This window comes from Burkholderia sp. BE12, from assembly GCF_002959955.1.
Taxonomy (GTDB): domain Bacteria; phylum Pseudomonadota; class Gammaproteobacteria; order Burkholderiales; family Burkholderiaceae; genus Burkholderia.
On record NZ_PREY01000004.1, the window covers coordinates 22,319 to 37,116 of the forward strand.

10 protein-coding genes are annotated in these 14,798 nt (G+C 66.2%); 2 read left to right on the plus strand and 8 right to left on the minus strand.

Annotation, left to right across the window (positions count from 1 at the left end; translation table 11 throughout):
- Positions 1–55: 55 nt before the first annotated feature.
- The 4 genes from C4B30_RS05505 to C4B30_RS05520 form a co-directional block, all read right to left on the minus strand.
- Positions 56–2,722 carry a GH92 family glycosyl hydrolase gene (locus C4B30_RS05505; RefSeq protein ID WP_105131964.1) on the minus strand — a complete coding sequence of 889 codons (2,667 nt, stop codon included), beginning with the start codon at positions 2,720–2,722 and terminating at the stop codon, positions 56–58.
- Positions 2,723–2,819: 97 nt separating this feature from the next.
- Complete coding sequence (locus tag C4B30_RS05510; protein ID WP_105131965.1) at positions 2,820–5,282, minus strand: GH92 family glycosyl hydrolase; 2,463 nt, start codon at positions 5,280–5,282, stop codon at positions 2,820–2,822.
- Positions 5,283–5,603: 321 nt separating this feature from the next.
- On the minus strand, positions 5,604–6,071 hold the full coding sequence (locus C4B30_RS05515; protein WP_027782105.1) for a cupin domain-containing protein: 468 nt from the start codon (positions 6,069–6,071) through the stop codon (positions 5,604–5,606).
- A 120-nt stretch (positions 6,072–6,191) separates the two neighbouring features.
- The gene (locus tag C4B30_RS05520; protein WP_105131966.1) at positions 6,192–7,412 is read right to left on the minus strand and encodes a Zn-dependent hydrolase; all 1,221 of its coding nucleotides are present in this window, start codon (positions 7,410–7,412) and stop codon (positions 6,192–6,194) included.
- 143 nt (positions 7,413–7,555) lie between these two features.
- Here C4B30_RS05520 and C4B30_RS05525 point away from each other — a divergent pair, with 143 nt between their 5' ends.
- Entirely contained in the window at positions 7,556–8,479 is a 924-nt protein-coding gene (locus tag C4B30_RS05525) for a LysR family transcriptional regulator (RefSeq protein WP_105131967.1), read from the plus strand.
- 3 nt (positions 8,480–8,482) lie between these two features.
- Here the strand turns inward: C4B30_RS05525 and C4B30_RS05530 are convergent, their stop codons facing one another.
- The 3 genes from C4B30_RS05530 to C4B30_RS05540 form a co-directional block, all read right to left on the minus strand.
- A complete protein-coding gene (locus tag C4B30_RS05530) occupies positions 8,483–9,835 on the minus strand; it encodes a pyridoxal phosphate-dependent decarboxylase family protein (protein WP_105131968.1) in 1,353 nt (450 codons plus the stop codon).
- A gap of 20 nt (positions 9,836–9,855) precedes the next feature.
- Positions 9,856–10,155 (minus strand): ArsR/SmtB family transcription factor, encoded by a 300-nt coding sequence (locus C4B30_RS05535; protein WP_027782101.1) that lies wholly within the window; start codon positions 10,153–10,155, stop codon positions 9,856–9,858.
- Positions 10,156–10,333: 178 nt separating this feature from the next.
- A complete protein-coding gene (locus C4B30_RS05540; protein WP_105131969.1) occupies positions 10,334–11,215 on the minus strand; it encodes a LysR family transcriptional regulator in 882 nt (293 codons plus the stop codon).
- A gap of 126 nt (positions 11,216–11,341) precedes the next feature.
- Here C4B30_RS05540 and C4B30_RS05545 point away from each other — a divergent pair, with 126 nt between their 5' ends.
- Positions 11,342–12,379 carry an aldo/keto reductase gene (locus C4B30_RS05545; RefSeq protein WP_105131970.1) on the plus strand — a complete coding sequence of 346 codons (1,038 nt, stop codon included), beginning with the start codon at positions 11,342–11,344 and terminating at the stop codon, positions 12,377–12,379.
- 543 nt (positions 12,380–12,922) lie between these two features.
- On the opposite strand, the gene C4B30_RS05550 is transcribed toward C4B30_RS05545, so the two are convergent.
- On the minus strand, positions 12,923–14,647 hold the full coding sequence (locus C4B30_RS05550) for an ABC transporter ATP-binding protein (protein WP_105131971.1): 1,725 nt from the start codon (positions 14,645–14,647) through the stop codon (positions 12,923–12,925).
- Between the last annotated feature and the right edge of the window lie 151 nt (positions 14,648–14,798).

Sequence of the window (14,798 nt, forward strand, 5' to 3'; positions counted from 1 at the left end):
CCTGGCTCGGCGTACTGCCGGAATCAAGGCGACCTTGTTACGGCGTCTCTGCCGACTAGTTGGTCAACGCCAGCGCCGGCGCGAGCGCACTGTTGGGATCCTGGCCGTTCCACTGGCCGACCCATGCATCGTTCGGCGTCGAGCCCATCACGAAATCGAGCTTGCCGCCGGCCTTCATCTCGTCATAGGTGATGTAGGGCCGGTGCAGCGGCGTGCCGTTCAGGCTGACCGACTGAACATAGCGATTGACCGACGACGGTGCGCCGCCGCTGGCCGTATGCGCGGTCACCGTGAAGCGCCGCGACGCGCCGAACTTCATTGCATTGCCGCCCCCGCCGCCGGACGCGACCGGGATGTCGACCGTCGCTTCCTCGAACAGCGGCGTGCCGAGGTAAAACACGCCGCCCACCGGATTGAGCGAATAGATGCCGAGCGCGGACAGCACGTACCACGCGGACAACTGGCCGCAATCGTCGTTGCCAGGAATCGCCGCGTTCCGCACCCGCCGCGGATCATTCAGCGCGGCCTTCAGGCTGTCGCCGCTCAGCAATGCGCGATCGCCGGCCGTCAGCGTCAGCGAGTACATGTCGTCCATCACCGTGCGAACCCGGTCCTGCGTCTTCGACGGCATGCCCGCGACGTCGTACAGGTACGGCAGGTGGTTCGCCGGCTCGTTCCCCGCGAAGAACTGGCCGCTGCGGCCGGTCAGGTCCGGAAAGCCCTGGTTGTCGAGAAAGGTCAGCGGGTTGGCCGGATCGAACGTGCGGTCGAGTTGCGCGATGAACTGGCTCTTGCCGCCCAGCAGCGCAACGAGCCCCGGAAAGTCGTGGAAGATGTTCCACGTATCGACCCATGAATTCGATTCGGAGAAGTCCGTTTTCTCGGCGGCCGTCGGATCGAAGCCGGCCACCCAGTTGCCCTGCGCGTCTTTCGGCTGCGCGAACTTCCAGCCGTTGTTCGGCACCGCGTTGAAGACGTTCCGGTAATTCCGGCTCCGTTGCAGGTAAGACCGGTAGTCGGCCGTGCTCTTGCCGGCCGCCTTGCCCACCGCGGCCGTCGCCCAGTCGTCGAACGAATAGTCCTGCGTGGTCGACACGGACGCGTTGTCGCCCGCGAACACGTATCCGCTCTGCCGGTACTGGTCGAAGCCGTGCGCACTCGCGCTTTGCGTGGTCGTCAATGCGGTCCAGATGTCGTCGATGCCCGCGCTCGTCAGGTGCTTCAGATACGCATCCGCGATCATCGGGATCGACGGGTGACCGGCCATCGTGAAGGTTTCGGTTTGCCCGAGCGGCCACACCGGCAGTTCGCCCTTGCCGTTCTGCCTGAACTGCGTCAGCAGCGACTCGACCCAGCCGTCGACGCGCTCGGGCTGCACCAGCGTCATCAACGGCGACTCGGCGCGGAAGGTATCCCACAGCGAGAACGTCGACGAATAGTCGAAACCCGGATTCGCATGCTTGCTCGTCGTGGGCGGCGACGTCGCGCCGTCGTTGGTCGAATCCGTGCCGACGTAGCTGCCGTCCGCGTTGTTGTAGACCGTCGGCGCGAGCATCGTGCGATACAGCGACGTGTAGAACATCGTCCGCTGGTCGGCGCTGCCGCCCTTGATCCTGACCCGGTCGAGCGCGGCGGTCCACACGCGCTCGGCCGAGCCGCGCACCTGGTCGAACGTCTTCGCGCCGACTTCCGACGCGAGATTCGCTTGCGCATCCGCGACGCTCGACGGCGAGATGCCGACCTTCACCGTGACCGCGCCGCCGGCATCGTTCCCGTCCGTGGCGAACGTCAGGTAGGCCGTGTAGCCGTCCGCGCTGAACGCGACGTTCTTCGTATCGAACGGCTTCGAGAAACGCGCGACGAAATACGTCGGCTTGTTGTTCGCCCAGTTGTTCGTGATCTCCCATCCGGCGATCGTCTGCGCATCGACGATCTGGATCTTGCCGCTCGCGGTCGAGCCGCCGATCGGCTTGTCGATGCTCACGATCATGCTGCGCTGCTGGCCCGCCGCGCTCGGGAAATACGTGTAGCGGTGCACGCCCGCGTGCGTGGTGGCCGTCATTTCGGCGAGGATTTTCGCGCCCTGCACGTTCCACGGCGTGTTGCCGCTGCCGGTGGGCCACATCCGCACGCGGTAGTAGCCGGGGCTCGCGCTTTCGTCGTCGTGGCTGAACGATGCGTCGTACGTGATCGACGCGTCGGCGGCGACCCTGGCCAGCGTTGCCTTGTCCACCGGCGCGAGCGTCGGCAGGAACCGCACTTCGCCGCCGGAGCCGATGCCGGTGCCCGACAGGTGCGTATGCGTGAAGCCGGTGATGAACGGATCGTCGTACTGATAGCCCGACGTGCGATCCCAGTTCCATGGCAACGTATGCGCGCCGCCGGTCGTGTCCGGCCCGAGCTGGACCATGCCGAACGGCACGGTCGCACCGGGGTAGACGTGGCCGTGGCCGCGCACGCCGCTGCTCCAGTCCGCGTTGATGTCGAGATTCGCGGTGCCGATCATCGGATCGACGCTGCGCAGCACCGACCGCTTGCCCGAGCCGCCGTTCCCGCCCTGATCGTTCTGGTCGCCCTGATCATTCTGGTCGCCTTGCGACGATCCTGGTCCGGCTGCGCCCGACACCTGCGCCAGCACGCTCGCATCCGTCGAACCCTGATCGCCCCCGCAACCCGACAGCACGGCAAGGCACCCGATACCCACCACATGACGTAGCTTCATTCGTTCGTCCCCCTCTCTCCGCGTCGATCCTGTTGGCAAGAACCGCTCGTTGAACTGCCTCCTTCTGCACCACCGTCTCGATGTGTTTCGCCTCTTATCAACGGCTTTGGGTCGCTACCGGGAACGACGGCATCGCGGACGCGTCGGTGCCCCATGTGGTTGCGGCCGCATCCGCCGTCATCGCGTACGACAGCGCGCCGCCCTTCGCAATCCTGTCGAGCGGCAACCAGGCGGCCGGCCAGGATGCGCCGTTCAGCTTCAGCGATTTGACGTAGAACGACGCGGTGTCGGCAGAGCCCGCGCCCGGTGCGGCGATCCGCAGCAGACGGTAGCTGCCGTCCATCTGCCCGACGCGCACGTCGATCTTCTCGAACTGCGGGCTCGACACCGCGACGCCGCTCACGCCCGGCACGACCGGATACAGGCCGAGCGCGGCCCACACGTACCACCCCGAGATCGCGCCGAGATCGTCGTTGCCGGGCAGCCCCGCCGCGCCGGTGCCGAACTCGTTCGCAAGCGACGCGTGCAGCACCTGCTGCGTACGGGACGGCGCGCCGGCCCACGCATAGGTCCACGGCACGGCCATCGTCACTTCGTTGCCGACATAGAAATACGGCTGCACGGTGCCGATGTTGAGATGCGTGAAGAAGGTATCGAGCCGCTTGACGACCGACGCGGCGCCACCCGCCTGCGCGATCACACCGGCGAGATCGTGCGGCACGTACCACGTGTACTGCTCGGAATTGCCTTCCATGAAACCGGAGCCGTCGACGACCCACGCGCCGGCCGACGTCTTTGGCTGAATCGCGCCCTGATCGAACAGGTTCCGCCAGTTGCCGCTCGACTTCAGCAGCGTGCCGGCCGTCGCGGTATCGCCAAGCGCCGTCGCAAAGCGCGACACCGCGAAATCTCGCAGCGCGTATTCGAGCGTGTTCGACGCGGTCTGGTTGTCGCCGTTGCCCGACGACGGCACATAGCCGAGCCGGTCGTAGTCCGCGCGGCTGCCCATCACCGGCGTGCCTGCGCACGCGGCGCCCGGCGCCGTGCTGTGCTTCATGATCGACAGCGCGCGCTGCGTGTCGAAGTTCGTCGCGCCGAACGCATACGCGTTCGCGGCGACGATCGAACCCGCATCGCCCGGCATCACGGCCGTCTCCGTATTGAAGTACGCCCAGCGCGGGAACGCACCGCACGCGGTCGCATCGAGCACGAGCGACTGCACGATATCGCTGGTCCGCACCGGATCGAGCAAGGCCTGCAGCTGCATGAACGAGCGGTCGATGTCCCAGCCGGAGAAGTTCGCGTACATCCTGCGGCCCCGTTCGACCTGACGCGTCGGCGCGGTCGACGTGCCGTTCGACGTGTAGAAATCCGGATACTGGCCGTTCACGTCGTTGAACACGTTCGGGTGCAGCGACGCGTGATACAGCGCGGTGTAGAACTTCGTCTTGTCGGCGTCGCTGCCCCCCGTCACCTGGATCGCGTTCAGGCGCGCGTTCCATGCGGCGCTCGCCGCGTGGCGCACCTTGTCGAAATTCCAGCCGGCGCGGCCATGCGCGGCGGCGCCCGGATTTTCCGCATCGAGGTTCGCCTTCGCATTCGCTTCGCTGACGAACGAGATGCCGAGCTTCATCATCACCGCCGGGTGCTGCTTGTCGAGCGCGAACGTGACGACGAGCGGACGATTGGCGGCCAGCGTCGGCTTCGCCGCGAACGGCTGGCTGAATTCCGCGTAGTAGTAGACGGGCACCGCATGCCCGGCCCAGCAGAAGCCGCTGCCCGCGATCGTGCCGGACAGCGCGCGGTCGCCGACCTGCGTCACAGTATCCGCGGTCGCGCCCTGCGAGCGATTGTTCTGCACGGTCGGATCGATCGCGATCGTCGCCTGCTGGCCCTGTACGAGCGCCGGATACGTGAAGCGGGCGAAGCCGGTGCGCAGCGTGGTGGTCAGCTCGGCCCTGATGCCGTTGCCGAGCGTGACGCCGTAATAGCCGGCCTGCGCGGTTTCGTTTGCGTGGCTGAAGCTGGCCGGCGTGCCGGCGTCGCCGGGCGCAAGCTGCGGCATCACGTTCAGGTAGCCGCCGTTCGCCCAGCAGCCCGTGCCGCTCAGGTGCAGGATGCTGAATGCGTCGATCGACGTGTCGCCGTACCAGTAGCCGCCGGAGAAGCCGGAGCCGTCGCCCTTGCGGCTGTCGTATTGCGCGGTCGGCGTCATCGGGCTCCATTGCATCATCCCGAACGGGACCGTCGGCCCCGGGAACGTGCCGCCGCCCAGCCCCGAGCCGACCGGGTCGGCCGGCTGATCGGTGGCGTAGTCGGTGCCGATCAACGGATTGACGTACTGGACGACGCGGATGTCCGCGTTCTTCCTCGATGCGCCGTTGCCATTGCCGTCGTCGTTACCGCTGCTGTTGTCGTTGCCCTGCGCCTGTGCAGCGGCCGACATGGTTGCGGCCGCTGCCGCTGCTGCTACCGATGGCGAATCCGCATCGCCGCCGCACGACGTCACGGCCACGCACAACGCCAGCAGCGCCGTCCCCAACCCCCAGTTCCTCGACATTGCCTGTCTCCGTATCGTTCTTCAATCAATCTATTGATTCGAACTACTGAGTTTTAAATCAGGAATCTTTTCGCGCCTTTCCGCTTGCCCGGTCCATCGGTCGAAAATCCCGGGTGCGTGTATTTATTTCCGCATTCGGCTACCTGGAAAAAGTCGCGCCGGCATGTCGAAATACCGGTGCCCAGGAACGGACAATGAGCACAAGCGTGCCCAAATAAACGCGATTTCTCTACCCCGTGTTTTTACGAATTTTTATTTTGTTTATCTAAACAAATAACGTTATAACGAGTTTTACGCGATTTTTAGAGAATCCAGTCCGGCTCATGGCTGTTTCGGCAGATCGACAAACTCCTCGAGTTCCCCGGCCACGTAAAGCCGCTTGCCGATTCTCGGGTATTCGCACACGTCGTGCTCGAGCCGCTGCCCGACGACGATCAGTTCGAGCGGCACGTTGCCCGTGTTCTGCAGCGTGTGCGCTTCGCCGCCGCGCGCGAAGCCCAGGAAATCGCCGGGCCCGACGTCGTAAGGGCATTCTCCGATCGTGACCGTGCCCGTGCCGGACAGCACGTACACGCACTCTTCCTCGTACAGGTGACGGTGGTATTCGGCCGATTCGTGGCCGGGCATCAGCGTGAGCAGGTGGAAGCCGAACTGCGTCAGGCCGGTCAGGTCGCTGAGCGGTCTTTTGAGCCGGACGGCATTGGGATTCAGCGAATGCACCGCGCGCGTCGGTTCCATCTTCGCGATATCGGCAGCCTTCAGCAATTCCCGGGGGGGAGTGATCGACATGGGGGCTCTCGTTGGCGTGACTGCATCGGTTGAACGCGCCGCCCGCGCGGCGCGCGTAGCGGCTATTGTCCGACATTTTCACGCCTGCAACGGTGCGCCGGGCACCGTCATGCCGCGCGGCTAGCGCGCGCAATCGGCCAGCAGGTTCGCCAGCACCGACGCGCCTTGCGCGAGGTGCACCGGATCGGCATCTTCCGCCTCGTTGTGGCTCAGTCCGGCCTTGCACGGCACGAACACCATCGCAGCCGGTGCGACATACGACAGGTTCACCGCATCGTGCCCCGCGCCGCTGCACATTTCCAGATACGGATAGCCGGCGGCGGCCGTCGCCTGCCGCACGCGCGCGACGCACTCGGCATCGAACACCACCGGCTCGTATTCGGCGATGGTCTGCACCTGCACGCTGGTGCCGCGCAATGCGGTGCGTTGCAGGCAGATCGCCTCGATGTCGGCGACGAGCTGCCGCAGCGCCGGCCGCGACGGGTGGCGCACGTCGACACTGAACCTGACCTTGCCGGGTATCGTGCTCGGCGAGTTCGGCTGGCACGCGACATGCCCGACGGTGACACGCGCATCGGCATCGAACCCGTGACCGTGCTCGACGATCGCGGCGATCATCGAGGCCGCCGCGCCCATCGCGTCGCGGCGCACGCTCATCGGCGTCGTGCCGGCATGCGATTCGAAGCCCGTCACCGTGACGTCGAGTTCGTAGATGCCCTGCACGCCGGTCACGACACCGATCGGCACGCCGGCCTGCTCCAGCACCGGCCCCTGTTCGATATGCGCTTCGAAATAGGCTTTCGGCATCTGTCGTTCGCGCTCGCGGCCGGCGAAGCCGGTGCGCTCGAGTTCGTGGCCGAGCAGCACACCCGTCTGCATGCACGGCCGGGCCAGTGCGGTTTCCAGTTCCAGCGTGCCGGCATAGACGGCCGAGCCCATCATGCCCGGCGTGAAGCGCGAACCCTCTTCATTGGTCCATGCCACGACGTCGATCGGGTGGCGGGTCGCGATGCCGTACTCGTTCAACGTGCGAATCGCCTCGAGGCCCGCGAGCACGCCATAGACGCCGTCGAAACGGCCACCGAGCGGCTGCGTATCGAGATGACTGCCGCACATCACGGCCGGCGCGTCGGGCTGCGTGCCCGGCCGGCGCGCGAACACGTTGCCGATCGGATCGATGCGGATGGTGCAACCGGCTTCCTCGCACCAGCGGATGAAACAGCGCCGGCCCAGCACGTCGTCGTCGCTCAGCGCGAGCCGGCAGCTGCCGCCGTGCGCGGTCGCGCCGATCGTCGCCATGTCCATCAGCGAATCCCACAGTCTCTGCTTAACGAGAATCATCGTGGCCGCTCCTGAAAAGCACCGAGCATATACACTCGATTCGACAAGAAAAATCCAATATTTCGTTGCAGACGATAACTTTTCCTTGTCATCCGGTGCTCCGCCCGGAATGCCGCGCTTCGTTCCCGATCGGTCGTTCGCCCATGAAACTCAAGCAGCTCGATGCCTTTCTCGCGGTCGCCGAACATCGAACCATCCGTGGCGCGGCCCGCGCGCTCGGCGTCACGCAACCGGCCGTCAGCAGCATCGTGCGCGAACTCGAACTCGAGTTGGACGTGCCGCTCGTCATGCGCAGCGTCAAGGGGATCGCCCTGACCGACTACGGCAGTGCGTTTGCGATTCGCGCTCGGCTGATCGTCGAGGAAATCCAGCGCACGCGCGACGAGATCGAGCAGTTGCGGCTGGGCACGACCGGATCGGTATCGATCGCGGTCAGCCCGACCGTCGCGCTGACCATCCTGCCGCGTGCGTTCGATGCATTCGCGCGCGATCTGCCCGGCGCGACCGTGAACGTCGACGATGCGCTGACCGCGACGGATCTCGCGCGGCTGCGCGACGGCTCGCTCGATTTCATCGTCACGCATCAACTGTCGAACGCGATGCCGGACACCGACGAATTCGCCAGCATTCCGTTGTTCCGGACGGCGTTCGCGGTCGTGGCAAGAAACCGGCATCGGCTCGCACGCGCCCGCTCGTTGCGCGAGCTGACCGAGGCTCGATGGTGCGTGCCGCGCTACGGAGAAGGCGGCGACGATCTGATCCGCTCGATCTTCACGCCGTTCGGCATCGACATGCCGAAGCGAGTGATCCACTGCCCGTCGTTTGCCGCGACGCTGGGGCTCGTATCGCAGACGGATGCGCTCGGCGTATTCGCCCGGCCGCTCGCCGACGTCGAGCACAAGTCGCGCGGAATCGTCGCATTGAATCTCGTCGAGCCGCTGCCGGCCTTGACGGTCGCGATCGTGATGCGGCGGCATGCGCTGCTGACGCCGGCCGCGCTGCATTTCATCGAATGCCTGAAGACGGCATCCGCAACCGTCGCCGGCAAGGACGACGGTGAATGTTGATCGTCAGCGCACGTGCGCGCCGCGCAACGCCGTCAGCAACGCGACGAGGCGATCGATGTGCGCGTCTTCCGTGCGCCACGACGACACGCTGATCCGGAACGCCGGCCGCCCCTGCCACACGGTCGTGCCGAACCACACGTCACCCGACGCCTGCGCCGCTTCGACGATCGCCGCCGTTTCCTCGTCGGTGCCGGCGCGCACGAGCACCTGGTTCAGCACGACACGGTTCAGCACGTCGTAGCCGGCCGCACGCAGGCCGTCCGCGACACGCGCCGCCTGCGCGCAATGCCGCTCGACCATCGTCGCCACGCCGGCGCGGCCGAGCGAGCGCAGCGCGGCCCACACGGGAATGCCGCGCGCGCGTCGCGAGAATTCGAGATTCAGATTCTTCTGCGCATCGTGCGCGCCGCTCAGGTAGACGGCGTCGCTGTTCATCGCGGTCGCGAGCGCGGCCGCATCGCGGCAGATCACCATCGCGCCGTCGTACGGCGTGTTGAGCCATTTGTGCCCGTCGGTCGTCCAGCTGTCGGCGCCGTCGATGCCCTCCGTCAGCGCGCGCTTCGACGACGCGCGTGCCCACAGGCCGAACGCGCCGTCCACGTGCACCCACGCGCCGGCCGCCTTCGCGGGCGGAATCAATGCCGCGAACGGATCGAATTCGCCGGTGTTCACTTCGCCGGCCTGCACGCAGAAGATGGTCATGTCGTCGAGCGGCGGCAACTGCGCCGGGTCGATCCGGCCATGCGTATCGACCGGCGCGACGACGATGCGCTTCATCCCGAAGCCGAGCACGCGCAGTGCCTTCTTCACCGTGATGTGTGCGAGCGCGGAGATCACGACTTTCACTTCCGGCGCGCCGATCAGCCCATCCTCGTCGATATCCCAGCCCTTGCGCGCGAGCAACGCGCGCCGCGCGGCCACCAGCGCGACGAGCGTACAGGCCGTCGCGCTCGTGCCGAACCCGACCGCGCTGCCTTCGGGCAGCCCGAGCGCATCGACGACCCACCGGGCGGCCTGGCGCTCGAGCGTCGCCGCCACCGGCGAATTCGCATACGACGACGCGCACTGGTCCCACGCGAGCATCAGCCGCTCGGCCGCCGCCGCGGCCGGCAGCGTCGCGCCGATCACGAAGCCGAAGTAGTTCGGGCCGTTCGATGCGACCGTCGCGGGCGTGCCGCGCTCGTCCAGCAGGCGCAGCACGTCGTCGGACGGACGGCCCACATCGGGCAGCGGTTCGTCGAACGCGGCGAGACCGGCCAGCGCGGCCGCGTCGGGAAACGCACGCCGCTCGTTCGTTGCAGCGAGATACGCATGCGCGCGTCGGTCGGCGTCGGCCAGCAGTGCAAGTTCGTCCATGTCGGTTGCCTCGGTGGGAGTCAGAGTTGCGAGAGATCGCGGCCGAGCCGCTGCAGCGCGCCGTCGATCCGTTTGTAGTACGTGAACTTGCCGACGCGGGTCGCCTGCACGAGCCCGGCATCCGCGAGGATGCGCATGTGGCGCGTGGTCGTGGCCGGCGCGATGCCGAGCTTCTCGGTGATGTACGTGCAGCACACGCCGAGTTCATCGACGTCGCCGTGCGGCTGCGGCGGGAAATGCTTGCGCGGCTGCTTGAGCCAGCGCATCACGGCCAGACGGCTTTCGTTGGCCAGTGCGCTGATGCGGATGACGTCGTCCATGGGTGCCGGTTTCGTTTGACGTTTTGAATATTAGCTAAATGACGAAATGTGGGCAACGGGTTTGAACGGCGGTTTCGGCCTGCGATGCCGCGCTCCGTTGCGCACCATCGCGCATTCGATGCAATCGCAGCGGGATCGGTGTCGCAACGTCTCGCAGGCAATGCGGGGCAACGCGCTTTTACGCCAGCGCCTGCACGAGGCTATCGATCAACGCCCGCACGCGCCGCGGCTGCGCGACACTCCCCGGATAGACGATCTGCAGATCCACGTCGCCCGGCGAGAACGCGCCGAGCACCTCGACGAGCGCGCCCGACGCCAGATCCCGCTCGACGTCGACCAGCGACTTCAGCGCGACGCCGTGCCCCGCGATGCACCACGCACGCACGAGCGCGCCGTCGTTGGCGACGCGCCGCCCGCGCACCACCACGCGCTTCAACGTGCCATCGATGCTGAACGGCCATTCGGCATACAGCTCCTGGCCGAAGCGCATCACGATGCAGTCGTGCACGGCGAGATCGTCCGGATGCATTGGCCTGCCATGCGCGGCGAGATACGCAGGCGACGCACACACCACGCGCCGCGCCCGACCGAGCGAACGGCTGCGCAGCGAACTGTCGGCCAGCGTGCCGCGGCGGATCGCGAAATCGAGCCCCTGTCCGACGAGATCGACGTAGCCGTCGCCGAGATGCAGGTCGACCGTGACGCCCGGATGTTCGGCCAGGAACGCGTCGACAACGGGCACGACACGCTCGCGCCCAAGATCGGCCGGCGCACTGAGCCGCACCGGCCCCGACAGCGTCTGTACGCCCAGCCGCACCCGGCTTTCGAGTTCGTCGGCTTCGGCCAGCAGGCGTCGCGCACCGTCCGCGAGCGTGCGCCCCTCGTCGGTCAGGCTGATCGCGCGCGTCGTACGCGTGAGCAGCGCCGCGCCGTAGTGGCGTTCGAGCGCCGTCAGCCGCTCGGACACCGTGGCCGGCGACAGGCCGACCTCGCGGCCCGCCGCAGCCAGCCCGCCCTTCTCCACGATGCGCAGGAACAGCGCGAGGTTGTCGAGCAGCATTGTTCGCCCCTACCGAAGGATATTTTCGTCATCTTCGGGATTATCGGGAAAAGGCGCAAACGATACATTGGCTGCTGGCGATCGACATGCGGTCCCGCACCGGTCATACGACGAGAGGAAACGCACATGGAATACCGTACGCTCGGCCGCTCCGGCCTCAAGGTTCCCGTCCTGAGCTTCGGCGCCGGTACCTTCGGCGGCACCGGGCCGCTGTTCGGCGCATGGGGCAATACCGGCGTCGACGAAGCGCGCCGCCTGATCGACATCTGCCTCGAAGCCGGCGTCAATCTGTTCGACACGGCGGACGTGTACTCCGACGGCGCGTCCGAGCGCGTGCTCGGCGCCTCGCTCAAGGGGCGCCGCGACCAGGTGCTGATCTCGACCAAGACGGGCCTGCCGACCGGCGACGGCCCGAACGACGCGGGTACGTCGCGCGCGCGGCTGGTGCGCGCCGTCGACGATGCGCTGCGCCGCCTCGACACCGAGTACATCGACCTGCTGCAACTGCACGCGTTCGATGCGGGCACGCCGGTCGAGGAAGTGATGTCGACGCTCGACGATCTGGTGCGCGCAGGCAAGCTCCGCTATATCGGCGTGTCGAATTTCGCCGGCTGGCAGATCATGAAGTCGCTTGCGGCGGCCGACCGGCACGGCTGGTCGCGCTACGTGGCGAACCAGGTCTACTACTCGCTCGTCGGCCGCGACTACGAGTGGGACCTGATGCCGCTCGGCGCCGATCAGGGCCTCGGGGCACTCGTGTGGAGCCCGCTGGGCTGGGGCCGGCTCACCGGCAAGATCCGGCGCAATGCGCCGCTGCCCGAAGGCAGCCGCCTGCATGAAACGGCCAGCTACGGGCCGCCGGTCGACGACGAACGCCTGTACGACGTGGTCGATGCGCTCGATGCGATCGCGGAGGAAACCGGCAAGACGGTGGCGCAAATTGCGCTGAACTGGCTGCTGCAGCGACCGACCGTGTCGTCGGTGATCGTCGGCGCGCGCAACGAGGAACAGTTGCGGCAGAACCTCGGCGCGGTGGGTTGGGCGCTGACCGATGCGCAGGTCGCGAAGCTCGATGCGGCGAGCGCGGTGGCAGCGCCGTATCCGTACTTCCCGTATCGCCGGCAGGAGGCGTTCGCGCGGCTCAATCCGCCGATGCGGGGGTAAGGGGCGACGGCGTGATCGAGATGGCCGCGCCGCGCTACGCCGGCATGCCCGCGAAATGCATCGACAGGCCATCGCGCGTTCAATATCGTTGCCCGTTGTACGTCATCACAGCCTTGGTAGCCGGAAGGACACAAAATCGTCCATTTGATTGATTCTCGTATCCCAAGGATACAAACATGAACCACTGCCACCCATTTACACCCATTTCTCTTGAGATGGATTAATGGGTGTAAATGGGTGTCGAAATGGTGATTAGTCTCGCGGGTAGCGTGATTCGTGATTCGGAATCGCCCACGACCGCCTGTACGCGAACGTCATACCCGACGGGATCAGGCACGTGATTGCGTCCGAACGCGATTCGCGCACGAACGAAGTCGGTATTCGTCGCCAGCGCATCGTTCGTTTCGACGAAGTGGTTCGTTACAAGAACGTACGTTGATCTGTGCTCCGTCGATAGTTCCAGGGTAAACATCGTCAACTGTCTTCTTTACAACGTACCGGCCTTCACCGCAGTTTTTTCGTCGACCGTCATCCGATGGCCCGTCAGAAGTCAACCTGTTTGATCCTGATGTCCGCGCGTGGAGGGTCGAACTCGATGTCTCCAACATCAGGCACTCCCGTGCCGCCGACCCGCACGACCTTGTCGGTCGCACCGATGACCGAGCGCCGGTGCGTGATCGCGATCACGGTCACATCACGGGCCAGCAGCCGCACGTGCTCCATGATGTCGCGCTCCGTCGCTTCGTCGAGCGCGGAACTCGCCTCGTCGAGAAACAGCACGGTCGGCTTGCCGTACAGCGCGCGGGCGATCGCGATGCGCTGGCGTTCGCCGCCCGACAGCTTCAGCCCGCGTTCGCCTACGGTGGTCCGAAAGCCGTCCGGCAACCCTTCGATGAACGGCAGGATCGTCGCTTTCGCGGCCGCCTCGCGCAAGCGCCGCTCGTCACGTGGCCGGCCGAGCAGGATGTTGTCCTCCAGGCTTTCGTTCAGCAGCACGACCTCCTGCGGCACGACGGCGACCGCGCCGTACCAGTCGGCGCGGTCGATCTCCGCGAGATCGACGCCGTCGACCAGAATGCGCCCGGCGGTCGGCTCGATCGACTTCAGCGCCAGCTTGAACACCGTGGATTTCCCCGCGCCCGTTTCGCCCACGACGAACGTGATCGCGCCGCGCTCGGCAACGAAGTCGACATCGGTCACGCCCCGGCCGTTGCCGTACGCATAGCCGACGCGGTCGAACACCACGCGCCCTTCGCGCGGCACGAACGCCGACGCATGCGACACCTGCCGCTCCTCGGGCGCTGCCCACATCGTCGCGAACGGCACGAGTGTCGCCCGGGCGCGCGCGATTTCGTCGACGGCCCGCGCGATCATGTCGAACGGCAGGTTGAGCTGCAGCAGCAGCGTATTGAACAGCACGATGTCGCCGATCGACAGCGCGCCGGCCGCCTGGCGCGGCAGGAGCAGCCAGAACGTCACCGCGAACTGGATCGCGAGGCTGAGGCCCAGCAGCGCGAGATAGCCGACGTGCCGCGCCACGTAAGCACGCCAGTTGTCCCGCACGATCCGCGCCTTGTCCTCGAAGCGCTCGTTCATCCAGCGATGGCTGCCAAAATGCCGGAGCGTTTCCATCGCGTTGATCGCGCCGCCGACGAACTGCGCATTCTCCTGCCCGGCCTCGACCGCACGATCGAGGAATGCACGCGAGCGGCGCGCGGACACGACCGCGATCACCACCGCGACCACGCCGTACGCGGCGGCGATCGCCACCACCTCGAGATTGATCAGCGCGCCGAGCATCACGAGCGTCAGCACGATCTGCAGCACGCCGGGAATCAGGCCCATGAGGCCGAGCTGCACGAGCACCGCCAGCGACGAACGCCCGCGCGCATTCGCGTTCTGTATTTCCGCCGGATTGTGTTCGACGAAGAAGGCCGTGGTCTTCTTCAGGATGCGCGCGAAGAAGCGCGTGCTCAGGACGAATCCCAGATTTTCTGCGCTCATGAACGCCAGGTACTGCACCACGCGTTGCAACGCGCTCGAGACGCCTAGCAGGACGGCATAGAGCACGAAGCCGGGGATCAGCGCGCCGAGCGCGCCGCGATGCGACAGCGCATCGATCAGGCGCGAGAACAGATAGGGCGCGGCAACGGCGCTCGTACTCGACAGCACGACGATCACCGCCACCGCCAGCAACATCCAGCGATCGGCTTTCCAGTAGGCCTGCAGGACCTCGGTGATCGGATTTGGCGCGTGGTGTTCGTTCATGGCGCGAAAAACCGGACGCGGTGCGGCCCGGATGGCGACAGGCGGGCGAAAAGTCTAACAGAATCGCGCTGGCTGACTTGGTAGCCTCAGGGATACAAAATCTTCGTTTTTGGTAGTTTTTGTATCCCTGGGGCTACAATTTCGACGTGCC

Excerpts from the sequence above, each read along its gene's own strand:
- C4B30_RS05505 (WP_105131964.1), bottom strand. The coding sequence starts at position 2,722 with ATGAAGCTACGTCATGTGGTGGGTATCGGGTGCCTTGCCGTGCTGTCG.
- C4B30_RS05510 (WP_105131965.1), bottom strand. The coding sequence starts at position 5,282 with ATGTCGAGGAACTGGGGGTTGGGGACGGCGCTGCTGGCGTTGTGCGTG.
- C4B30_RS05515 (WP_027782105.1), bottom strand. The coding sequence starts at position 6,071 with ATGTCGATCACTCCCCCCCGGGAATTGCTGAAGGCTGCCGATATCGCG.
- C4B30_RS05520 (WP_105131966.1), bottom strand. The coding sequence starts at position 7,412 with ATGATTCTCGTTAAGCAGAGACTGTGGGATTCGCTGATGGACATGGCG.
- C4B30_RS05525 (WP_105131967.1), top strand. The coding sequence starts at position 7,556 with ATGAAACTCAAGCAGCTCGATGCCTTTCTCGCGGTCGCCGAACATCGA.
- C4B30_RS05530 (WP_105131968.1), bottom strand. The coding sequence starts at position 9,835 with ATGGACGAACTTGCACTGCTGGCCGACGCCGACCGACGCGCGCATGCG.
- C4B30_RS05535 (WP_027782101.1), bottom strand. The coding sequence starts at position 10,155 with ATGGACGACGTCATCCGCATCAGCGCACTGGCCAACGAAAGCCGTCTG.
- C4B30_RS05540 (WP_105131969.1), bottom strand. The coding sequence starts at position 11,215 with ATGCTGCTCGACAACCTCGCGCTGTTCCTGCGCATCGTGGAGAAGGGC.
- C4B30_RS05545 (WP_105131970.1), top strand. The coding sequence starts at position 11,342 with ATGGAATACCGTACGCTCGGCCGCTCCGGCCTCAAGGTTCCCGTCCTG.
- C4B30_RS05550 (WP_105131971.1), bottom strand. The coding sequence starts at position 14,647 with ATGAACGAACACCACGCGCCAAATCCGATCACCGAGGTCCTGCAGGCC.